18 protein-coding genes and 1 other annotated feature are annotated in these 24,017 nt (G+C 48.8%); of the genes, 17 read left to right on the top strand and 1 reads right to left on the bottom strand.

What is annotated here, in order from left to right; all coding sequences use genetic code 11:
* Position 1 precedes the first annotated feature (1 nt).
* The 6 genes from DWZ44_RS08525 to DWZ44_RS08500 all read left to right on the top strand — a co-directional run bounded on the left by DWZ44_RS08525 (position 2) and on the right by DWZ44_RS08500 (position 7,194).
* Positions 2-1,444, top strand: coding sequence for a TrkH family potassium uptake protein (locus DWZ44_RS08525; protein WP_117804642.1), 1,443 nt, complete (start codon positions 2-4; stop codon positions 1,442-1,444).
* Positions 1,445-1,606: 162 nt separating this feature from the next.
* A complete protein-coding gene (hisC, locus tag DWZ44_RS08520) occupies positions 1,607-2,686 on the top strand; it encodes a histidinol-phosphate transaminase (RefSeq protein WP_117510360.1) in 1,080 nt (359 codons plus the stop codon).
* A gap of 160 nt (positions 2,687-2,846) precedes the next feature.
* Complete coding sequence (locus tag DWZ44_RS08515) at positions 2,847-4,223, top strand: MATE family efflux transporter (RefSeq protein WP_117804641.1); 1,377 nt, start codon at positions 2,847-2,849, stop codon at positions 4,221-4,223.
* Between the two features lie 188 nt (positions 4,224-4,411).
* Positions 4,412-4,696, top strand: coding sequence for an HPr family phosphocarrier protein (locus DWZ44_RS08510; protein WP_117804640.1), 285 nt, complete (start codon positions 4,412-4,414; stop codon positions 4,694-4,696).
* Between the two features lie 302 nt (positions 4,697-4,998).
* Positions 4,999-5,211 carry a small, acid-soluble spore protein, alpha/beta type gene (locus tag DWZ44_RS08505; protein WP_055220834.1) on the top strand — a complete coding sequence of 71 codons (213 nt, stop codon included), beginning with the start codon at positions 4,999-5,001 and terminating at the stop codon, positions 5,209-5,211.
* A 195-nt stretch (positions 5,212-5,406) separates the two neighbouring features.
* Entirely contained in the window at positions 5,407-7,194 is a 1,788-nt protein-coding gene (locus DWZ44_RS08500; protein ID WP_117804639.1) for a glycoside hydrolase family 2 protein, read from the top strand.
* Positions 7,195-7,379: 185 nt separating this feature from the next.
* Here DWZ44_RS08500 and DWZ44_RS08495 read toward each other — a convergent pair whose 3' ends face one another.
* Positions 7,380-7,736 (bottom strand): hypothetical protein, encoded by a 357-nt coding sequence (locus DWZ44_RS08495; protein WP_117804638.1) that lies wholly within the window; start codon positions 7,734-7,736, stop codon positions 7,380-7,382.
* Here DWZ44_RS08495 and DWZ44_RS19515 point away from each other — a divergent pair.
* From DWZ44_RS19515 to rpoB, 11 genes are all read left to right on the top strand, one after another.
* On the top strand, positions 7,735-7,830 hold the full coding sequence (locus DWZ44_RS19515; RefSeq protein ID WP_158565852.1) for a DUF5605 domain-containing protein: 96 nt from the start codon (positions 7,735-7,737) through the stop codon (positions 7,828-7,830). The two genes, DWZ44_RS08495 and DWZ44_RS19515, sit on opposite strands and share 2 nt — an antisense overlap.
* A 415-nt stretch (positions 7,831-8,245) precedes the next feature.
* Positions 8,246-8,390 (top strand) — a sequence feature (ribosomal protein L10 leader region).
* A 37-nt stretch (positions 8,391-8,427) separates the two neighbouring features.
* Positions 8,428-8,937 (top strand): 50S ribosomal protein L10, encoded by a 510-nt coding sequence (rplJ, locus tag DWZ44_RS08490; RefSeq protein WP_055227784.1) that lies wholly within the window; start codon positions 8,428-8,430, stop codon positions 8,935-8,937.
* A gap of 71 nt (positions 8,938-9,008) precedes the next feature.
* A complete protein-coding gene (gene rplL, locus DWZ44_RS08485; RefSeq protein WP_022462823.1) occupies positions 9,009-9,383 on the top strand; it encodes a 50S ribosomal protein L7/L12 in 375 nt (124 codons plus the stop codon).
* A 270-nt stretch (positions 9,384-9,653) separates the two neighbouring features.
* Positions 9,654-10,136, top strand: a complete 483-nt coding sequence (locus DWZ44_RS08480; RefSeq protein ID WP_173841386.1) for a helix-turn-helix domain-containing protein — start codon at positions 9,654-9,656, stop codon at positions 10,134-10,136.
* Between the two features lie 195 nt (positions 10,137-10,331).
* On the top strand, positions 10,332-11,684 hold the full coding sequence (locus DWZ44_RS08475; RefSeq protein WP_117761438.1) for an acyclic terpene utilization AtuA family protein: 1,353 nt from the start codon (positions 10,332-10,334) through the stop codon (positions 11,682-11,684).
* A 4-nt stretch (positions 11,685-11,688) separates the two neighbouring features.
* Positions 11,689-11,988 carry an AtuA-related protein gene (locus DWZ44_RS08470; protein WP_022462826.1) on the top strand — a complete coding sequence of 100 codons (300 nt, stop codon included), beginning with the start codon at positions 11,689-11,691 and terminating at the stop codon, positions 11,986-11,988.
* Between the two features lie 4 nt (positions 11,989-11,992).
* A complete protein-coding gene (locus DWZ44_RS08465) occupies positions 11,993-13,687 on the top strand; it encodes a CocE/NonD family hydrolase (RefSeq protein ID WP_158565851.1) in 1,695 nt (564 codons plus the stop codon).
* Positions 13,688-13,836: 149 nt separating this feature from the next.
* Positions 13,837-15,510: an alpha-glucosidase gene (locus DWZ44_RS08460; protein WP_117761436.1), complete on the top strand. Its 1,674-nt coding sequence runs from the start codon at positions 13,837-13,839 to the stop codon at positions 15,508-15,510.
* Positions 15,511-15,622: 112 nt separating this feature from the next.
* Entirely contained in the window at positions 15,623-18,097 is a 2,475-nt protein-coding gene (locus DWZ44_RS08455; protein ID WP_158565850.1) for a GH39 family glycosyl hydrolase, read from the top strand.
* A 165-nt stretch (positions 18,098-18,262) separates the two neighbouring features.
* On the top strand, positions 18,263-19,813 hold the full coding sequence (locus DWZ44_RS08450) for a carboxylesterase/lipase family protein (protein WP_117761434.1): 1,551 nt from the start codon (positions 18,263-18,265) through the stop codon (positions 19,811-19,813).
* Between the two features lie 350 nt (positions 19,814-20,163).
* On the top strand, positions 20,164-24,003 hold the full coding sequence (gene rpoB / locus DWZ44_RS08445) for a DNA-directed RNA polymerase subunit beta (RefSeq protein ID WP_055227767.1): 3,840 nt from the start codon (positions 20,164-20,166) through the stop codon (positions 24,001-24,003).
* Positions 24,004-24,017 lie beyond the last annotated feature (14 nt).

Here is a 24,017-nt window from a genome sequence, read left to right as displayed (position 1 = left end):
TATGAACTATAAAATGATTCGTTTTGTCATCAGCTGGGTGCTGAAAGTGGAAGGTATGCTGATGCTGTTTCCGGCGCTGGTCGGAGCCATGTATCAGGAAAAGACAGGCTTTGCGTATCTTATCTGGGGACTGCTCTGCATTGCGGCCGGTCTGATCCTCTGCTTCAGAAAACCGTCCAATATGGAAATCTATTCCCGCGACGGATTTGTCTGCGTTTCGTTAAGCTGGGTTGTCCTTGGTGTTTTCGGAGCGGTGCCGTTTGTAATTACGGGGGAAATTCCGTTTTATATCAATGCGCTGTTTGAGATCGTTTCCGGTTTTACAACGACAGGAGCCAGCATTTTGAGCGATGTGGAAGCACTTTCACACGCCAGCCTGTTCTGGAGAAGCTTTTCCCACTGGATTGGCGGTATGGGCGTTCTTGTGTTCATTCTTGCATTGCTTCCGATGAAGGGCGGTTCCGTCATGAACCTGATGAAGGCAGAGAGCCCGGGACCGACCGTTTCCAAATTTGTTCCGAGAGTGCGCGGAACTGCTAAAATTCTGTATCAGATTTATCTTGGCATGACACTTTTTACCATTGCTGCCCTGCTGCTTTCCGGCATGAAGACATTTGATTCTGTCACACTCGCCATGGGAGCTGCCGGAACAGGAGGTTTTGCCGTGTTGAACAGCGGTTGTGCAGTGTACACACCACTGCAGCAGTGGATTCTGACAATCGCCATGATTGCGTTCGGTGTGAATTTTAACTTTTATTATCTGATGCTTTGCAAAAAGGGAAAGGCCGCCATTTCGTCCCAGGAGGTAAGAGCGTATTTCCTGATTATCCTTCTGGCAGGAGGCGTGATTTCCTGGAATACCTATCCGATGTACCATTCCATCGGTGAAGCGGTGCGGACTGCCTTTTTCCAGGTCGGATCGATTATCACGACAACGGGTTATTCCACGACGGACTTTGACCTCTGGCCGGAGCTGTCAAAATGTATTCTGGTGATGCTGATGTTCATCGGAGCCTGTGCCGGTTCAACGGGAGGCGGAATCAAGGTTTCGCGAATCCTGATCCTCTTAAAAACCGTGAAAAAAGAGCTTGGTTCGATCGTACATCCGCGCAGTATCAAACGCATCCGTTTCGACGATCACCCGGTAGAGCATGAGGTTCTGCGGGCGATCAACGTATTTTTGATTGTTTATCTGGTGATCTACAGCTTTTCCATGCTGATCATCAGTGTGGATGGATTTTCCTTCGAGACAAACTTCACGGCAGTTGCCGCAACACTGAACAACATCGGACCGGGTCTTGACCAGGTAGGACCGACCAGTAACTTCTTTGGATACGGTCCGGTTTCCAAGCTGATTCTGATTTTTGATATGCTGGCAGGCCGTCTGGAACTGTTTCCGATGCTGATTCTTTTCTATCCGTCTACCTGGAAGAAGAGAGGATAAAGCGGTTCACCGGGAAGAAAAGGGACTTTGCGTCGGCGGGAAACTGCCGGGAGCAGAAGGAAAAGAAAAAATGGTTACGATTCACAGGGGTTTCCAAAAAAACAGAAAGACGGAATAAAGTCAGGGTGCATTTCCTGACCACAGGCAGAAAGGAAGGAACTTATGAGTAACTGGGAAAAGAATGTAAGAAAAGTTGTGCCGTATGTACCGGGCGAGCAGCCGCATGAGGCTGACATGATCAAGCTGAATACGAATGAGAATCCGTATCCGCCGTCACCAAAAGCCGCAGAGGCGATCAGACGGGTAGCAGAAGAGGATACCCTCCGTCTCTATCCGGATCCGACCGCGGCAGAACTGGTGCAGGCGATCGCGGATGTCTACCACGTAAGCACAAAGCAGGTTTTTGTCGGCGTTGGTTCGGATGATGTTCTGGCGATGGCGTTTATGACGTATTTTAACTCTGACAAACCGATTCTTTTCCCGGACATTACGTATTCCTTCTACGATGTCTGGGCGGAGGAATTCCGCATTCCGTACGAGCAGATCCCGCTCGATGAAAATTTCTGCATTGTGCCGGAGCAGTATTTTGCAGAGAATCATCCAAATGGCGGAATCGTGTTCCCGAACCCGAATGCACCGACGGGTGTGGAGCTTTCGCTTTCTGCGATCGAATCGATATTACAGAACAACCCGGATGTGGTTGTAATTGTGGATGAGGCATATGTGGATTTCGGAGCAGCCACTGCGCAGCCGCTGCTGGAAAAATATGAAAACCTGCTGGTTGTGCAGACAACATCAAAATCTCGTTCGCTTGCCGGCATGCGCATCGGCTATGCAATCGGAAATGAGAAGATGATTTCGTATCTGAATGATGTGAAATATTCTTTCAATTCGTATACCATGAATCAGACCACGATCGCAGCCGGAGCCGCAGCGATCCGCGATGTGGAATATTTCCGCAAGACGGTGAAAAAAGTGATGGAAACGAGAGAGTGGTCGAAGGAGGAGCTGAAAAAGCTGGGATTTTCTTTCGAAGATTCGAAATCGAACTTTATTTTCGCAACGCACAAAAGCGTACCGGCCGGGAAGATTTTTCAGGCACTCCGGGAACGCCATATTTATGTGCGGTATTTTGAGAAACCCCGCATTGACAATTATTTGCGTATTACGATTGGCACGCGGGAAGAAATGCAGACGCTGTTTGATTTTTTGAAAGATTACTTAACCGAATCAAGCAAGTAGCGAAGCGGATTGCAAATATCCGCTTGCCAAGAGGGATGAAGCAGCTGAAAATATAAAACAGAAGAAGAGTATCTGCAGAGGAGCAGAAGAAAATTTTAAAGGGGGACTGCCGTCGGAATCAGCCATGAGATCCGGCGGCAGTTTTAGAAGGTATTTGGGTATGAACAAAGAGAAGAAAGAAGTAGTAAAGGTAAATCAGATTACGGAAGGTGTTATCTGGCAGCAGATTCTGATCTTTTTCCTGCCGATTCTGTTCGGAACGTTTTTCCAACAGCTTTACAACACGGCAGATGCCATGATTGTCGGACACTTTCTCGGAAAACAGGCACTTGCGGCGGTCGGCGGAACGACAGGTACGCTGATCAATCTGCTGGTCGGATTTTTTGTCGGCCTTTCGAGTGGTGCGACGGTTGTTATTTCACAGCATTACGGAGCCAATAAAGAGGACAAGGTGCAGTGGGCAGTGCACACTTCCATTGCCTTTTCCATTCTCGGAGGTATTGTGCTGACAGTAGTCGGCATTGGCTGTTCGAGATGGATGCTCGATTTGATGAACACGCCGGATGATGTTGTAAATCATGCGCTGATTTATATGCGTGTTTATTTCCTTGGAACCATCGGAAACCTGATTTACAACATGGGTTCCGGTATTCTGCGTGCGGTCGGCGATTCGAAACGTCCGCTGCTGTATCTGATCATCTGCTGTATGACCAATATCGCGCTTGACTTTTTATTTGTTGTCGGTTTGCAAATGGGTGTTATGGGCGCGGCACTTGCAACCATTCTGTCTCAAATCATCAGTGCGGTTCTTGTTATGGGCTCTCTGATGCGGACCAAAGACATTTACCGGCTTCATCTGCGGAAAATCAGCATCGACTGGATTATGCTGAAACGAATTGTCCGCATTGGTTTTCCGGCAGGCGTACAGTCAATTCTGTACTCGGTATCGAATGTAATCATTCAGTCTGCCGTCAATTCGCTGGGAACCAACAATGTGGCCGCGTGGGCGGCTTACGGAAAGGTGGACGGTCTTTTCTGGATGATGATCAATGCGCTCGGTATTGCGGCGACAACCTTTGTCGGTCAGAACTACGGTGCGAAAAAGATGGATCGTGTACACCGCGGTGTGCGCACCAGCATGATCATGGCATTCCTGATGACGGGTCTGATGGTTGTGTTTATGTGGTTTATCGGTGATACACTGATTTCTCTGTTTACCACAGATACGGCGGTGCGTGAAATCTGTCACGGACTGATCCATTTCCTGGTTCCGACCTTCTTTACCTACATTTCCATCGAAATCCTTTCCGGTGCACTCCGCGGTGTCGGAGATGCATGGATTCCGATGTTTATCACCGGAATAGGAATCTGCGGAGTACGTATCGTGTGGATGACGGCGGTTCTGCCGCATTTCCACTCCTTAAAAGGAGCAGCCTTCTGCTATCCGCTGTCGTGGGTGATCACAACGATTGCATACTTTATTTATTACCTGTTCTTCAGTCAGCTGAGTAAGAGGAAAGAATTGAGGAGTATCTAACAGAATGTTCAAACTGTATTAACAAAACTGTGCTATCATGAAAATATCAGTGTCAAAAGGTCAAAAAACCGATGCAGGCAAAGCTTGCAGGAGGATTTTTGAACTCGGGACACGGCAAAAAATGAGTAAGTAGCCATTTTTCAAAGAAAAATGAGCGGATTACAAAGGAAAGACAGGTGGAACGTAAGATGGTAAGTGAAAAAGTAACGATTGTCAATCCGTCAGGTCTGCATCTTTTAAACGCGGTAAATTTGTCAAACAGTGTAAGCCGGTACAAATCTTCCATGTCGTTTACCTATGAAAACAACGGGATGCAGGGAACGGTTAATTTAAAGAGTATTTTGAGTATCGTTGCCGCAGGAATCAGGCAGGGAGAAACCATTGAGATCTGCAGCAGCGGGGAGGATGAAGAGGAGGCACTTCGGGCGGCTGTTGCCGCAATTAAAAGCGGGCTCGGAGAGACGCCGGAGTGAGGAGATAGGAACATAGAATAGAAATAAAGAAAAGGACCTCGCTTTTTGAAAAAACGGAATGGGAAACCGGACCGTATTTCAAAAAGCGAGGTTTTTTTTGTGGCGGCAGATAAAAGATTCCTGCCTTCGGGGGGGATTTCGAAAGCAGGGATGAAAAGATAAGCTGCGAAGCAGCTCTTCGGCTATGAGCAAGCAGCGAAGCGGATTGCTCATAGCCGTTTGACAACAGGAGGTATAAGGCCGGAAAAAAGTGTCTACACTCTGGATAAAGCAAAAATGCAGAGAAAAGGAGTGTAGAAAAAATGGCAAGGCAGAAGAAAATTGATCTGGAACATATGACGGAGAAGGAGAAAATGAAATACGAAATCGCAGGTGAGCTGGGGCTTTTAGAACGCGTGCTGAATGACGGCTGGCGATCACTCACGGCAAAAGAAACGGGACGGATCGGTGGCCTTGTGACACGGAGGAAGCGGCAGATGGCGGCGGAAGGAAAGAACGAAAACGAAGAAAAATAAGCGGTACCGCAATTTTTGCAATATCCTCAACAGTTTTGACCATAGATTTTTCCTGTGAAAGCGTTATAATAAAAACAAGGAATGGGTGGTGCCGCGCCAAAGTCCGTGTCTGCACGAGACCCGGCGACTGCCGCGATACCCTGAGAAACTCGCAGAGCGTGTTTCGGATCGTTTGGAGAAGTGAGGGAAAAGTTTATGGAAGCAAAAAAAGAGAAAAAGTATATGTCGGATATCCATCTCGAGGATTATACCGAACAGTACGAAACGGGATTTGCCACAGTGGACACGATGATATTTGAAGGGGGAAGAAGAGAGGAGCTGCTGAACGGCGGCTGGCATTATGCAGTCGATCAGTACGATACCTGTCTGCGCCAGAAATGGTACAAAGAGAGATACCGCGACGAAAAAGGCTTCACTGTGCCAATCGACTATTCCTTTGACGAGTGGCCGGTGATGCAGCTTCCGTGCAGCTGGAATACCATCGATCCGATGTATCTCCTGTATGAGGGAAGCATGATCTTTACGAGAAAAATTTCCTATATCGCAGAAAGAGAGGAAACAGTTTTTCTGAAGGTGGGCGCAGCCAATTATCTGTGCCGCGTTTTCTTAAACGGAAAATACGTCGGTATGCATCGCGGCGGATCGACACCGGCGTTCTGGAATATCACAGAATACCTGAAAGCGGAGAACCGCATCGTGCTTGCTGTTGACGGAACGAGACGGCCGGAGCAGGTGCCGACCGAGAATACCGACTGGTTCAACTACTGCGGCGTATACCGCGATATCGCACTGATCCGTGTTCCGAAATGCCATATCAAAACTTTTAAAATTGCGCTTGTGCCGGACGGAACATTTGGACATGTTATGGCGAAAGTGACACTGTCGGAAAAAATCACAGCCAAGGCAGAGCTTGTCATCGAGGAGCTTGGCGTGAGCCGGAAAATCCAGCTGGAAAACGGAGCCGGAGAAGTTGTTTTTGATGCAAAACCGGAGCTTTGGACACCGGAAAAACCGAAGCTGTATGATGTAAAAGTAACCTGTGGAACCGATACCGTCAGCGATCGGGTCGGCTTTCGTGAAATTCGCGTGAACGGCAGAGACATTCTGCTGAACGGAGAGCCCGTTTTCCTGCGTGGTATCAGTTGCCACGAAGACAGCGTGGAAAACGGAAAAGGCCTGACAAGAGAGGAACGGATCGAAAATATCCGCATTGCGAAAGAACTGGGATGCAACTTCATGCGCCTTGCACATTACCCGCATAACGAAGAAATGGCAAAACTCGCCGACGAGTTTGGGCTTCTTTTGTGGGAGGAAATTCCGGTTTACTGGGCAATTCGTTTTGAACGTGAAAAAACATATGAGGATGCCCAGAATCAGCTCCGCGAACTCATCAACCGTGACTGGAACCGCGCGAGCGTGATCATCTGGTCTGTCGGAAATGAGAATGCCGATACGGATGAACGGCTGAAATTCATGAGCGCACTGGCAGAATGCGCGCATCGGGAAGATGAGACGCGAATGGTGTCTGCGGCCTGCCTGGTTAATGCTGCGAAAAATAAGATTGAGGACCGTCTGATGGAATACCTTGACATCATCGGCATCAACGAGTACTGCGGCTGGTACACCCCGGATTTTGCGATGCTGCCGGCACTGATGGAAAACAGCCAGCCGGACAAGCCGGTTATCGTAACGGAGTTCGGCGCAGACGCGCTGCCGCATCACCATGGAACCATCTCGGACAAAGGAACCGAGGAGTGCCAGGCGGATGTGTACGAAAAACAGATTGCAACGCTGCGGAACATTGACTACATCAAGGGCATGACCCCCTGGATTCTCTACGACTTCCGCTGCCCGCGCAGAACAAGCCTGATCCAGAAATATTATAACCGAAAGGGGCTGCTCTCTGAGGACAAAAAGTACCGCAAACCGGCATTTTATGTGCTGCAGAAATTTTATGAAGAGCTGAAAAGAAAAGAACAGTAGGGGCAAGAGCTTTTCGAAAAGATCAGCCGACTTGCACGGTTGACGATATCAAACGGAACAGAGAAAAAAAGACAAGAACAGACAAAAACAGATGATATGAAATCAGCTTTGAAGTCCGATTTCATACCATCTGTTTTTTTCACTGCAACAATCCGCCGTAGGCGGAGAATCCGGCAAGTGCTGTGTTATGCTTTTTTCTGTGCAGCCATCCACTCCAGAATCGGAGTTTCTTTTCCGTCCGTCATAACCGGTTTGCCGTCATAATCGAGGACACACTCATCGTTCAGCATCGGGATCCAGGACCAGTGGCCGATGTATTCGAATGGGGTGCCGTCTGCATTTTTCTGGGTTCCGGTGTGATCGAGTACCTTGTCCCAGTAGGTGAAGTGTGCATTCGGATTGACCTTTGCCAGACGCTCATAGGTCGGAACGACAAAGTCATCCGGAACGACAACCGGGTCGGTTTTTGCGTGTGTAAACCAGATCGGCAGATCTTTGAGCTTCAGAATATCTTCATCGGAAATCATCGACACCTGGAACATGACCATCACCCCGGCAGGCCGCCACAGCGGAGAATTCACGATCGACATGCCGTCAAGACCGTATATGGCTGTGCGACTGGTGAAAGTGAAATAAAAATGTGGGAGAGGAATCTTGAAATTCGATTCGGCATATGATATAGTATATGTAGCTAATAAGAGAAATAAGTGACATGTGTTCACAAAGCGAACCCCCAGCAGCGGCAACTGCTGGGGGTTCTTCCCTATTTTACGGAAGGGCATCCGCCTGTGCTAATTGTCACCATGTTTTCCGTCTAGCCACTTGCAGATATAGTAGCTGATTACACCTGCTACAACGGAAACGATAAGAGAAATAAGTATAGACATGCGCTCACCCCCTTCCTGTTGCCAGTTTGGGAGGCGACAACAACGTAAGTATAACATGGTATAGGAAGAAACGGTTTGAAAAAATAGAACGCATATTTTGATGAAGTTGCACAAATATGAAAAAAGTCTATTTTGATCTTGACAACCCTCCTCACATATGATATCATACCACCTGTATCACGCCGAAGACAGCAGGTGCCGCAAGGCGTAAGTTTCAAACGCCTGCCGAGGAGAAGTTACACAAGGTTCATGTTATGGAATTTTGAGATCTCTTCGCCAATCTTCGCGAAGAGCTTTTTTTATACTTCCAAAGCGTAGGTACGAAATACTACAAGGAGGTGCAATCATGGCAATCAATGCAAAAATCGATCTGAAGAAGCCGGTCCTGGAAGAGATCAGCGCACAGGTAGAAGGCGCACAGTGCGTGCTGCTGGTAAACTACAGCGGATTAACCGTTGCTCAGGATACTCAGCTGCGTAAAGAGTTAAGAGAAGCAGGCGTTCATTACAAAGTATACAAAAATACAATGATGAAACGTGCATTCGCTGGTACTGCTTTCGAGTCTCTTACCAAAGACCTGGATGGCACAAACGCTATCGCAATCAGCAAGGACGATGCAACAGCTCCGGCAAGAATCATCGCTAAATTTGCAAAAACCGCTCCGAAGCTGGAGATGGTTTCTGGTGTTGTAGAAGGAAACTACTACGACAAAGCTGGAATGGAAGCACTGGCAAACGTTCCGTCAAGAGAAGAACTTCTTGGCAAACTGCTTGGAAGCATCCAGTCCCCGATCGCAAACCTGGCTCGCGTCCTCAACCAGATCGCAGAGTCCAAAGGCGGCGCAGCAGAGGCCTAAGCCTCAAGCGGGCAGCGTGAAATACGCAGCCTGAGAACATTATTCAGAAAATATCCAAGGAGGAAAATAAAATGGCAAAGTTAACAACCGCAGAGTTTATTGACGCTATCAAAGAGTTATCTGTATTAGAGTTAAACGATCTTGTAAAAGCATGTGAGGAAGAGTTCGGCGTATCCGCAGCAGCAGGCGTTGTAGTTGCAGCAGCAGCAGGCGATGCAGCAGCAGCTGAGGAGAAAGACGAGTTCGACGTAGAGCTGACAGAGGTTGGCCCGAACAAAGTTAAAGTTATCAAAGTTGTACGTGAAGCTACAGGACTTGGCCTGAAAGAAGCTAAAGAAGTAGTTGACGGTGCTCCGAAAGTCCTCAAAGAGGGTGCTTCCAAAGCAGAAGCTGAAGAGCTCAAAACTAAACTTGAGGCTGAAGGCGCTAAAGTTACTCTTAAATAATTTAAGCGTAAATCAGAATCTATGGACGCACGGCGGGATTTCCTGCCGTGCGTTTTTTTGAACTGAGTCCATACTTTGTGGCAATAAAGTTAAAAATTGCCGGAAGGTATGGTGATGCCATGTGGTATCAAAATGTAATTGCGACCGTGGAGATGAAATTGAGAATGTGATCTATTCATACAAGACATTTACGGAGGAGTATAAGGGCTAAATATCCTCATGACAGAAAGACTCCGAGAGTACAGAAAGAGAAAACGGGAGGAACGAAAAATGCAGGTACATTCCGTTCTGGAATCTTTACAGCAGGGAATCCTGATCTGCGATCAGCACAGCAGGATTGTGTTCTTCAATCAAGTCTACAGCGATTTCATCGGCGTTCCGCTTGAAACCGCGAAAGGTCATAAAATCACGGAGTACCGAAAATCTGCCATTGCTCCGGAAGTTATTTGGAGCGGCATCCCGGTCGAGGGAATGGTGCGGAGAGAGGGAACACAGGAATACTTTGCAAGTGTTTATCCGATCTGGGAAGAGCATCAGATCCGCGGAAGCATCTCAATTGTGACGAGTCTCGTACAGTTTGAAAAACGGGAATCAGAGGCTCACATGACGCTGGAAGAGCGGGTGCGCCGCTTTGAACGGCAGGAGATCAAAAATACGTTGTTGCTGTACGGACGGGATATGGAAGGGAAGCAAAAAGCGGCAAAGGAACTCGGAATTTCGCTGGCAACGTTATACAATAAAATCAAAGAATAAGACAGAAGGAGAATGAAATGCCGGAATTTCTGCAGCTTTGGAGCTTTGTGGTATTTTCTGTCTTTGCTGTAACAGAACTCACATAAAAGAGGGATCATGATTTCTAAAATTTTAGAAATTACGATCCCTTTTGTAGTATCTGCCCGGATATCGCATTACAATGATCTCAGATCAAAGAAAGCGAGGCCATAGAACATGAAAAAAATCAGAATCGGAAGCGGCGCAGGCTATGCGGGAGACCGCATTGAGCCGGCAGTGGAACTGATGGAAAAAGGAAATCTGGACTACATTATTTTCGAGTGTCTGGCGGAACGCACCGTTGCGATCGGGCAGCAGGACAAAGAGAAAGATCCGTCGAAGGGATACAACCAGCTGCTCGACTATCGAATGGAAAAAATTCTCCCGCTGATGGCGAAAAACAAAGTAAAAGTTATTACCAATATGGGAGCTGCCAACCCGGTATCTGCTGCAGAACGGACGTGTGAAATTGCCAGAAAACTGGGTGTCAGTGGATTGAAGATTGCCTGTGTGACCGGCGATGATATTACAGACGAGCTGGACAAGTATGAAAATGAAACAGTGCTGGAGGATGGCACGCTGTTAAAAGAGAAAAAAGATGTTCTGATTTCTGCGAATGTCTATATGGGTGCGGAGGGCATCACAAAAGCGTTGGAAGAGGGTGCCAATCTTGTCATTACCGGTCGCGTTTCCGATCCTGCACTGACGATCGGACCGCTGGTATATGAATTTGGATGGAACATTGACGACAACCCGGATCAGATGGGACAGGCGGTTCTGGCAGGCCATCTGCTGGAGTGTGCCGGACAGGTGACAGGCGGCTATTTTGCGGATCCGGGCTACAAGGATGTGCCGGATCTGTGGAAACTTGGATTCCCGCTCATTGAGATCGACGAGACAGGCGCATTTACCGTGACAAAAGTCGAGGGAAGTGGCGGACTGGTGAGTGTGGATACCTGTAAAGAGCAGATGATCTACGAAATCCACAACCCCAAGGCTTACCTGACCCCGGATGCAACAGCGGACTTTTCAAAGGTGACGTTCCGGCAGATCGGGGAAAACCAGGTTTGCGCCGAGCATGCGACAACGCATGGAAGACCGGAAACTTTGAAAGTGAGTGTCGGCTACAAGGACTGCTTCATCGGTGAGGGTGAAATTTCCTATGGCGGAAGCAACTGTATGGCACGGGCGGAGCTGGCGGCGGAGATTCTGGAGAAGCGGATTGAACTGACAGGCATCGAGCTGGAAGAGTACCGTACTGATTTTATCGGATGCAATTCCCTGTATCGTGATGCAATTTCCAAGGAGATCGGAAGTGGAACTCCGTGTGAAGTGCGTCTCCGCGCCGCAGGCAGAACGAAAGACCGGAAAAATGCCGTTCTGCTGGCAAACGAGGTGGAGGCTCTCTATACCAACGGTCCCGCAGGAGGCGGCGGAGCAGTGAAACGGGTGTCCGAGATTGTCTCGGTCTGCTCAATTTTTGTGCCGCGCGATGCAGTAGAAGCAAAAGTTACATTCCGGGAGGTATAAGGCGATGAAATTAAAAGAGATTGCACATGCAAGAACAGGCGATAAAGGCGAGATCTCCAATATTTCGGTGATCCCATATGATGAGAACAATTATGAAATGCTGAAAGAAAAAGTAACAGAAGCACGCGTAGCAGAATACTTCCGCGAAATCTGTCACGGAAAAGTAACCCGCTACGAACTGGACGGAATCCATGCGCTGAACTTTGTCCTCGACAAGACACTCGGCGGCGGTGTCACAAGATCGCTGGCGCTGGACAAACATGGAAAGACACTCGGTATGGCACTGCTGGAAATGGAGGTTTAGGGCAATGGCAGAAGATTTTATGACGGCTGCGGTAAAACGCGTAGAAGCACAATTTGCGAAAAGCGGCGTTTCCGAAAGCTGTGCAGCATTTGAAAGAAAAGACAGCCAGATCGAGATGCGCGATGGTGTGAAGCTGCATACAATCTATTATTTTCCAAGGGAAGGCGGATCAGGAGAAAACAAGAAATATCCCGTCATCCTGACTCGTACCTGCTATCCGGGCAACGACCGTATTCACCGTGCCTACGGCGAGGGACTGGCGCGCAGGGGTTATGTGTATGTCTACCAGTATTGCCGCGGCAGAGAGCAGTCGGAAGGAAAATGGGAGCCAAACATTAATGAGCGGAACGATGGCATTGACACCATGGATTACCTTGTGGAGCAGCCATGGTGCGAAATCTTAGGCTACTGGGGCCATTCCTACACAAGCATGACCGGCTGGGCGTTCGCTGATGCCGCGGAGGGGAAAGTTGCCACAATGTTTCTGGAGGACTATGGAACGGATCGTTTTGTATCAGCCTACGAGAAGGGCTGCTTCCGCCACGATATCCTGACCGCATGGTCGATGGAAAATGCGGAAAAACCAGTGAATGCTGACTATCGCGAAAGCTGCCGTTATCTGCCGCAGATTGAAGTGGACGAGGCGCTGTGGGGACAGCGTGTTCCGTCCTACCGCGAATACATCACAAGCCCGAGCCCGGATGCGGCACTCTGGCAGACGGGCTGGTGGAAACAGTTACGGGAAATTCCATCAAAAACGAAGGTTCCGATTTATCTTTTAAGCGGCTGGTACGATCATCACCACGGCAGCAGTATGAAAACGTGGGAGCGGCTGAACGCGGAAACAAAACAGCACAGCTGGCTCGAAATCGGCGCCTGGAACCACTTTTTCCAGATCTGCCTCGAGGGCAAAGAGGTGCTGCACCCGCAGAATGAAGAAATTCCAAAGATGCTGGAATGGTTTGAGCTGACGCTGAAACAAAAAGAAATCCCAACACAGCGGATCCGTGCCTATGAGATCGGCTCAGACCGTTGGATTGATAGCGTGTCCGACGGACTGGGAGAAGAAGAAACTGCGGGAAGCATGACGCTGTATCTGGATGAGAAAACACTGCGGGAAGACGCGCCGGAACGGGAAAAAACGAGAAACTACACGTTTGACCCGGCCACTCCCGTCGAGAGCATCGGCGGAGAAGCCCTTCTGCATACGATGCCGCAGATCGGCAGCCATCTTCAGCCGGAACCGGATTATCGTGAGGATGTCCTGAGCTTTGTATCAGAACCGCTGGAAGAAACTTTCACGCTGAACGGAAAAGCTTCCGTCCGTCTGTTCGTGGAAAGTGATTGCGAGGATACGGCATTTACCGCTAAAATCATGGAGGTAACGCCGGAAGGAAAAGCGTACAACATTCGTTCCTCGATTGCAACATTGGAGCAGGGAAAAACGGAGGCCGGAGCCTATGAGGCGGGCAGCGTGGCAGAGGTACAGATTACTATGTGGAATATTGTATACACGATTCCAAAGGGTTCCCGCATTCGTGTAGATGTTTCCTCCTCCGACTTCCCGCAGTACCATGTCCACAGCAATCAGAAAGGGCTGTGGTCGGAAAAAACGGAAAATAAAATTGCACATCAGACCATTCATATGGGCAGAAAAGCTGCTTCCTGCGTGATTTTGCCGCTGATGAAAAAACAGTGAACCGTAACGGTAAAGCGGACATCGGGAAAAATCAAAAAGAAAAAGTAGCATAATCCATTCTTTTGTGATATAGTGGAAACACTATAGGTTTTGCGGTAAACCTAAAGAACGGCCCGCATTATAAAAACAAAATGAACAGGAGAAGAGTAATGGAGAAAAAGTGGTGGCACAAAACGGTCGGATATCAGATTTACCCGAAGAGTTTTCAGGATACCAATGGAGACGGCATAGGAGATCTGAAAGGCGTGATCCGTCATCTTGACAAAATAGAAAAGCTGGGAGCCAATGTCATCTGGCTCTGTCCGGTGTTTGCATCCCCGATGGTGGATAACGGATACGATATTTCCGATTACATGGATATCGACCCGTCGTTTGGAACGATGGAGGACATGAAGGAGCTGATTGCGGAGGCAAAAAAACGCGGCATCCGCATTCTGATGGACCTTGTCGTGAATCATTCCTCTGACCGGCATGCGTGGTTTCAGGCGGCACTCAAAGATCCGTTTGGAAAGTACGGAAAGTATTATGTGTTCCGGGAAGGAAAAGACGGCAAAGAGCCGAACAACTGGCGGTCGATTTTTGGCGGCAGCGCGTGGGAGAAAGTACCGGGATATGATAAACTGTATTACCTCCACATCTTCACAAAAGAGCAGCCGGATCTCAATTGGGAGAATCCCAAATTGCGGGAAGAAATTTATGAGATGATTTTAAAATGGATGGATCTGGGACTTGGCGGATTCCGTCTTGATGCGATCAGCCATCTGAAAAAGAATTATCAGTACACCAACCTTCCGCCGGATGGACCGGACGAGTACAATATGGCGTTCGAGTATTTCAACAATGTAGACGGTCTTGCCGATATCTTGTGTGAAATGAAGGAGCGCACCTTTGCACCGACCGATGCGCTGACGATCGGAGAGTACGATCACATGGGACCGGAGGATGTGGAGGATGTGATTGGGGAAAACGGCAGTTTCTCGTCCGTTTTCGATTTTTGTCACACCCTCGACAATGTGCGTAACCCGAAATGGGGCAATACCGTGGCGCTGTTTGACGATTATCGCGATCAGCTTTTTGCGGCGCAGAAAATCGTGGATGGCCGCGGCATGCTCTGCAACTTTCTCGAAAACCATGACAAAACGCGCATCATCGACCGGTTCCTGATGCCGGAGGACCAGAACCGCTACAGCGAAAAGATGCTTCCGGTCACCAATTTCTTCCTGCCGGGTATTGTATTTCTGTATCAGGGACAGGAGATTGGCATGCGCGACAACCCGAAACAGTCTATTCAGGGATTCGTCGACAAACCGACCTTTGCTATTTACGACCGTCTGATTGCAGAAGGAAAAACGGATGCGGAAGCGCTCGAGCAGATCAACCGCGAGAGCCGCGAGCACAGCAGAACTCCGATGCAGTGGGATGCATCTGCCGAGGCGGGATTCACAACAGGTACGCCGTGGTTCCCGGTGAATAAAAACTATACGGAACTGAACTATGAGGCCGAGGAAAAAGATCCTGATTCCCTGCTGTGGTTTTACCGCAAAATGGTGGCAGTAAGACGACGTGAAGATCTGGAAGAAACCTTCCTCTACGGAACGCTGATTCCGGAATACGAGACGGTAAGCGGCGTTCTGGCGTACCGCAGGAAGGATGAGAAGAATAATATTCTGATCCTTACTACTTCTCTTGCGGATGGCATTACATTGCCATTTACAGACACAATCGAAGAAGTACTTCTGAATAACTATGACACCTGCGAGGCAGGCGAGGAAACGATCCGTCTGCAACCGTATCAGTGTCTGGTGCTGAAGGTGAAGGAATAATTGCAAAAACTAAAACAAAAACCGAAAAATTGGTCCCACAAAAGGAGAAGATCTTTTTGCGGGACCTTTTTTGTGGTACAATACAACAAAAAAATCTATCATGAGGTGTGAAATGGAAAGAGACAACAGAGACGAAGACATGATGCTGAAAGGAACAAAACAGGAAATGCCGGGATTCCGTTTTCGGCTACTCCGGCCGGAGAAGAAACGGGAACTGTGGAATCCGGATTTTGAACTTTTATTTCTGCTTCGTGGGAGTGGAAGAGTCAGCTACGAGGACGGGGAAGTTCACAATCTCCCGATGGGATCTATCTTTGCGATCAACCGGTTTCAGATCTGTGACCTGGATCTGGACGAAGACGGACTTGCTCTGTCGCTCTGCGTTTCAGCGGAGACGATTGATTCATTTCACATTAAGCTGCTGAAATGTGAAGTCAAATGTCAGTCGTTTTTTTATATGGAAGATCAGCAGGAAAAATTTGATTTGATCCGGCGGGATATGGCACGGATCTTTCTTGAGATGTACAAGAATAATGAGGAACAACCGATCTATATGAAAAGCCGTGTGACGGCGCTTCTGGAGGATCTGCTTTTTTACTTTACATCCGGGGAAAAGGTGGAACAGGGCCGGGGCGGAAGGGAACGCATTCAGCGGGCATCAGACTATATTCTGCAGCATTGCCGGGAAGAGATTACGCTGGAGGATCTGGCGGATCATCTTTATCTGAGCCGTGCCTATATTTCACGGAGCTTTCCGCAGTATTTCGGTGTATCATTTCGGGAGTACGTGACGCAGGTGCGCCTGGCGCATGCCGTACAGGAAATGCACAGCGGCGCAACGCTGACGGAGATTGCCTATCACAATGGATTTGTCAATGAGACGGCGATGATCCGCGCATTCCGCAAATACCGCGGTATGACACCGAGCGAATACCGGAAGCAGATGGAATATACAGTAAAACAGCGTGAAAAGAAAGGAAAAGAGCGGGAAGAGGCGGCGGGAGACCATGATATTTTCCAGAGTCTCCTGCAGTATGCAGCGGTCACGGAGCAGGAGATTGAGACGATAAATGAGAGTGCCGTTTCCGTGACAGCGGCAGTAAACGGACGGAAACCAAGAGTGGCAGGCCACTGGAAGCGCGTGATCAATGCTGGCTATGCGGCAAGTGTGCTGAACCGCGAGGTGCAGGATGAGCTGGAACAGCTGGTGCAGGAGCTCGGCTATGAGCTGATCCGCGTAAAAGGAATTCTTGATGATGATATGTGCGTATTTCGGCGGAATATGTGGGGCGAGATTCAGTTCTGCTGGAACTATATTGATGAGGTGATCGATTTCATCCTTTCCACGGGAGCGAAGCCGTTGCTGCTGGCAAAAACAGACCCGGGAAGAACGATGCGTCCGGCGCTAAGCAGCTCTCCGCGGGATCTGGCTGAGTGGCGCATGCTGATCAAAAACCTGATGGAACATCTAAGGGAACGGTATGGAATCAACCAGATGCGGCGCTGGATTTTCAACCCGTGGATCAGCGGAGACGTGATCACGATTGATGGAGGAGATGAGTTCTTTGAGACGTGGAAAGCATCGTACGAGGAGATGAAACGTGTGAGCCCGGATCTTGTAACATGTCTTTCCTTTGGTCTTGGACCGGAGGAACATCTCAAAGCCTTTATCGAAACTATGAAGGAAAAGGAATGTGTGCCGGAAATTTTTGCATTCCGCTCGTTTGGCACGGTGATCTATGGAGAGGAAGAGGAGAAAATGAATCTGATCCAGAACAACGAGAGCGTCAATATGATTGTGAGCCGCGACCCGGATTTTCTGCGGAACCGCGGGGAGAAGGTAAAAGGTCTGCTGCAGAAGGCTGGGCTTGGTGCACTGCCGGTTCTGGTGGATGAGTGCAGCAGCAACATCTGGCAGAGGGATCTGTGCAACGATACCTGTTATAAAGCGGCATGGCTGTTTAAAAATCTTCTGGAAAATGAAGAGGCGCTGCAGGGAATTGCGTATTTCTCGGTCAATGACCGTTTGGATGAAGTATTTCCGGCGCGGGAAACGTATCATGGAGGTTTTGGGCTGTTCACGATGAACGGCATTCCAAAGGCGGTCTGCACTGCGCTGCGGCTGCTCGGCAGAATGGGATCTCGTCTGGTGAAGCGTGGGGACGGCTATTTTATCAGCACGGAGCCGGAGAAAAACCAAAGCCAGATTTACCTGTACAACTATGTTCACTACGATATGCTGTACCGCTACCGCCATGCCGTGAATATTTCCCGCACGGATCGTTACCGCGTATTCAATATGGGGGAAATCCGGACCTTTTCAGTGAAACTGACCGGACTGGAACCGGGAAAATATTGCCTGCGGCTGTATAAAGTGACAAAAGAGCACGGCAGCAGCTACGATGCGTGGGTGCGGATGGGAGCTCCGGAGCGGATGAACCGGATGGAGCGCGCGATGCTGTGCCACAGTGCGGACCCGGAATACCGTGTCTGGGAGCAGGAAACCGACCCGGAAGGCAGCCTCACGGTGCAGGAACGCCTGGAGCCGCACGAGACGGCGCTGATTGAGGTGGAGCAGATTCTGTAAAATCTTCAAAAAATTGCACTCGCGGTGGGAGAATACAGAGAAAGAGTGGAAAAAAAGCAACAATATAAGAAGATCTTGCGACAATTCGAGTAGAAAAGGACGAAAATATTGTTTATACTGAAAACAACATAAATGCTAAATTCTACAGAAAAGAGGTATTTCAAAATGGGGAAAATATTTGATTACGATGGCGTGCCGGTGCTGCATACCACATCCGGCGATTTAAAAGGTTATTTTTATGACGGTGTTTACATTTACAAAGGAATTCCGTATGCATACGCAGACCGTTTCCAGATGCCGGTTCCGTCCAAATGGGATGGCGTGAAGGATGCGACAAACTACGGCTTTGTATGCCCGCTTCAGAACCAAGATACACCGAACGGCGAGCTTATGGTTCCGCACCGCTACTGGCCGCAGGATGAGCACTGCCAGTCCTTAAATATCTGGACAAACAAACTTGATCCGGAAGCCAAAAAACCGGTTCTCGTATGGTTCCACGGCGGTGGATACGCAGCGGGATCTTCCATCGAGCAGGTTGCGTATGACGGCGTCAGCATCGCAAAGAAAGGTGATTCGATTCTTGTTTCTGTCAACCACAGACTGAATATTTTAGGATATCTGGATCTGTCTCCGTTTGGGGAAAAATACAAAAACTCCGCAAACGCAGGCCACGCCGATATGGTGGCAGCCCTGCAGTGGGTACATGACAATATTGCCCTGTTCGGCGGCGATCCGGAGAATGTAACCATTTTCGGCCAGTCCGGCGGCGGAATGAAGGTGATTGACCTGATGCAGATTCCATCAGCAGACGGCCTGTTCCAGAAAGGCCTTGTCATGAGCGGTGTTATGGAGGACGATCCGCTCGGCGCAGGAGAGAAAGACGGCACGGAGATTATTACGGCAATGATGAAAGCGCTCGGCTTTGACGATGTGGCTCAGCTGGAAACTGTACCGTATCCGCAGCTTGCTGCTGCATATGCAAAAGTGGCTCCGGCGATTGCACAGAGTGGCGGCTACATCGGCGGCGGCCCGAAAAAGGGCGATTACTTCTATGGAAATCCATTCGACGCAGGCTTCCGTGAGCATGCACATCAGATTCCGATGATGATCGGAACCGTATACGGCGAGTTCGCAACGTTTGCACCGGCAGCTTATGATAAGAACAAACTGACAGCGGAAGAGATTCTGGAAATCCTCAAAAAGGTTTATGGAGACAATGCCGAAAAGGTTCTGGACGCTTTCAAAGAAGCATATCCGGAGAAGAACGGCGTAGATGTTCTTGCCATCGACCGTGCAATGCGTGAGCCGACCGTAAAACTTGCCAAACTGTTCGCAAAAGGCGGCGGCAAAGCATATCTCTACAACTTCGCTCTGGAATTCCCGTTCCAGCACGGCAAGCCGGCATGGCACTGCTCCGATATCCCATATTTCTTCGGAAACGCAGATCTCGTAGAAATTTGTGGCATCCCGGATGTCAGCGATAAACTGGAAAGCGAAATCTTCGGAGCACTTCTTGCCTTCGCAAAGAACGGCACCCCGGATCATGCCGGACTCCCGCACTGGCCGGAAGTAGAAGCAGAGGATGCGGATACCATGGTGTTTGACCGCAAAACGGAAGTAAAACACAACTACGATGATAAAGTGTTTGCAGAGATCAACAAAGTTCTGAAACCATGGAGCTTTATGGACATGATGGCTGACAATATTCAGCATTAAAAAGAACGATTCGACGCGGCATAAGCGAAATCGGGATGGAGCTCTGAAATATTAAAAAATTAGAATAAAAAAACCGCCTGTTTGATTTGAAAAATAAAAAAATCAAACAGGCGGTTTTTTCTGAAAATTCGGTGCTTTCAATCACATCTAAAGTATTATTCTAACAGGGTCACGGAAGAAAAACCAGTAAAAAACAGATTGTACTGAAAAAAATACAATCTGTTTTGTTGACACACTTGAAAAAACATGATAATCTAGAAAATGCACTATTATGGCAAGATATGCCTAAAACCTTTTGTTCAGGCATGAGCGGTAATAAATATATTATAACACAAGGGGTGACAACGTCAATGGAGAAAAACAGAATACGTCCGATACCTACCGGAAAAAGTATGCGAATGAGTTACCAGAGACAAAAAGAAGTATTGGAAATGCCCAACTTGATTGAAGTCCAGAAGGATTCCTATGACTGGTTCCTGAGAAGCGGACTCAAGGAAGTCTTTGATGACATTTCACCAATCTCCGACTACGGCGGACGGCTGAGCCTTGAATTCGTAGACTTTACACTGTGTGAAGATGACGTAAAATACTCAATCGAAGAGTGTAAACAGCGTGACGCTACTTATGCGGCACCGTTAAAGGTAAAAGTAAGATTATATAATAAGGAAAAAGACGAGATCACAGAGCACGAAATTTTCATGGGTGATCTGCCGTTGATGACAGCAACAGGAACATTCGTTATCAATGGTGCAGAGCGAGTAATCGTCAGCCAGCTGGTACGTTCCCCTGGTATTTATTACGGCATCGCACATGATAAGCTCGGAAAGAGACTGTTCTCCTGTACCGTAATCCCGAACCGTGGAGCATGGCTGGAGTACGAGACCGATTCCAACGACGTCTTCTATGTCCGCGTAGACCGTACCAGAAAAGTTCCGATCACAGTCCTCATCCGTGCACTTGGAGTAAGCTCCAATGCAGAGATCGTAGAGCTGTTCGGTGAAGAGCCGAAGATTCTTGCAAGCTTCACCAAAGATACTTCCACCAACTATCAGGAAGGTCTTCTCGAGCTGTACAAGAAAATTCGTCCGGGCGAGCCTCTCGCAGTAGAAAATGCAGAGAGCCTCATCATGAGCATGTTCTTTGACCCGCGTCGCTATGACCTGGCAAAGGTAGGCCGTTATAAATTCAACAAGAAACTTGCACTGCGCAGCCGTATCCGCAACCAGATCCTCGCTGAGGATGTTGTAGATCCGTCCACCGGTGAAATCCTTGCAGAAAAAGGCACCACCGTTACTCTGGAACTCGCAGACAAGATTCAGAACGCAGCAGTACCGTATGTATGGATTCAGACAGAGGAGAGAAACGTAAAAGTTCTTTCCAACTTAATGGTAGATCTGAAAGCATGGGTAGATGTTGACGAGGAAGAACTTGGCATCAACGAGAAAGTATACTATCCGGTTCTGGAAAAGATCCTGGAGGAAAATACCGATATCGAAGAGATCAAACAGGCGATCAAACGTGACATTCACGACCTGATTCCGAAACATATCACAAAGGAAGATATTTTCGCTTCCATCAACTACAACATGCATCTGGAATACGGCGCAGGAAATGCCGATGATATCGACCACCTGGGCAACCGTAGAATCCGTGCCGTAGGTGAGCTGCTTCAGAACCAGTACCGCATCGGTCTGTCCCGTATGGAGCGTGTGGTACGTGAGCGCATGACAACACAGGACATCGACGGAATTTCTCCGCAGTCCCTGATCAATATCAAACCGGTTACAGCTGCAATCAAAGAGTTCTTCGGATCTTCCCAGCTGTCCCAGTTCATGGATCAGAATAACCCGCTTGGAGAGCTGACGCACAAGAGACGTCTTTCCGCCCTTGGACCTGGCGGTCTGTCCCGTGACCGTGCCGGATTCGAGGTTCGAGACGTACACTACTCCCATTACGGAAGAATGTGCCCGATCGAGACTCCTGAGGGACCGAACATCGGTCTGATCAACTCTCTGGCATCGTATGCGCGCATCAACGAGTATGGCTTCGTTGAGGCTCCATACAGAAGAATTGACAAATCAGATCCGAAAAATCCGCGTGTTACCGACGAAGTAGTCTACATGACCGCAGATGAAGAGGATAATTACCATGTAGCACAGGCAAATGAGCCGCTGGATGCAGAAGGACACTTCCTCAACAAGAACGTTTCCGGACGTTATCTGGATGAGACCCAGTCCTACGAGCCGCACATGTTTGATTACATGGACGTGTCTCCGAAGATGGTATTCTCCGTTGCTACGGCGCTGATCCCGTTCCTTCAGAACGACGATGCGAACCGTGCGCTGATGGGATCCAACATGCAGCGTCAGGCCGTACCGCTGATGATCACCGATGCTCCTGTTGTAGGAACCGGTATCGAAGCAAAAGCAGCCGTAGACTCCGGTGTCTGCGTCGTTGCAAAAAAAGCAGGAACCATTTCCTATTCCTGCTCCAACGAGATCCGCATGAACAATGATGACGGAACAAAAGATGTTTACCATCTGACCAAATTCATGCGAAGCAACCAGAGCAACTGCTACAACCAGAAACCGATCGTATTTAAAGGTGACCATGTAGAGGCCGGCGAAGTAATCGCAGACGGTCCGTCTACTTACCAGGGCGAGCTTGCTCTTGGTAAAAACCCGCTGATCGGATTTATGACCTGGGAAGGATATAACTACGAGGACGCCGTTCTTCTTAGCGAGCGTCTGGTACAGGATGATGTTTACACTTCCATCCACATCGAGGAGTACGAGGCAGAGGCCCGTGACACCAAGCTTGGACCGGAAGAGATCACAAAAGACGTTCCGGGCGTCGGCGATGAAGCCTTAAAAGACCTGGACGAGCGTGGAATCATCCGCATCGGTGCAGAGGTACGTGCCGGTGATATTCTGGTCGGAAAAGTAACTCCGAAGGGAGAAACCGAGCTGACCGCAGAGGAGCGTCTGCTCCGTGCCATCTTTGGCGAGAAAGCAAGAGAAGTACGTGATACTTCCCTGAAAGTACCGCACGGTGAGTATGGTATCATCGTGGACGCCAAAGTATTTACCCGTGAAAACGGCGACGAACTTTCTCCTGGAGTAAACCAGGCAGTCCGCATCTACATCGCACAGAAGAGAAAAATCTCTGTCGGCGATAAGATGGCTGGTCGTCACGGAAACAAGGGTGTCGTTTCCCGTGTACTTCCTGTAGAGGATATGCCGTTCCTGCCGAACGGACGTCCGCTGGACATCGTGCTGAACCCTCTGGGTGTGCCGTCCCGTATGAACATCGGACAGGTGCTGGAGATCCACCTGAGCCTTGCAGCAGCAGCGCTTGGATTTAACGTATCCACCCCGATTTTCGACGGCGCAAACGAGAAAGATATTCAGGATACCCTGGAACTGGCAAACGATTATGTAAACATGGAATGGGATGCATTCTCCGAGAAATATAAAGATGTTCTGCTTCCGGAAGTATATCAGTACTTGGAAGAGCACCTGGATCACAGAGAACTGTGGAAGGGCGTTGATATCGCAAGAGACGGTAAGGTACAGCTCCGCGACGGACGTACCGGTGAGCCGTTTGATGGAAGAACCACCATCGGACACATGCATTACCTGAAACTGCATCACCTGGTAGACGATAAGATCCATGCACGTTCTACCGGCCCATACTCCCTCGTTACACAGCAGCCGCTGGGTGGTAAAGCTCAGTTCGGTGGACAGCGTTTCGGAGAGATGGAGGTTTGGGCTCTTGAGGCGTACGGTGCATCCTACACGCTGCAGGAGATCCTGACTGTGAAGTCTGACGATGTGGTTGGCCGTGTGAAGACATACGAAGCCATCATCAAGGGCGACAATATTCCGGAGCCTGGTATTCCGGAATCCTTCAAAGTATTGTTGAAAGAGCTGCAGTCCCTGGCACTCGATGTCCGCGTACTGCGTGATGACAATACCGAAGTTAAAATTATGGAATCAGTTGATTACGGTGATACCAATCTGAACCACATCATCGAGGGAGACCGTTACTCTGACAGAGAGGACGAGAGATTTGGTGACTATGGATTCTCCAAGAAAGAGTTTGACGGAGAAGAAATGGTAGATGTGGAAGAGGATGAAGAAGAAGACTCTTATCTTGATCTGGATGAAAGTTCAGATGATGACATGTAACTTGTAGATCTTCG

This window comes from Blautia sp. AF32-4BH (assembly GCF_003460565.1).
In the GTDB taxonomy this organism is placed as follows: Bacteria; Bacillota; Clostridia; order Lachnospirales; family Lachnospiraceae; genus Fusicatenibacter; species Fusicatenibacter saccharivorans.
Note: the sequence above shows the minus strand (reverse complement) of the source record. Positions and strands in the feature narration are given on the sequence as shown.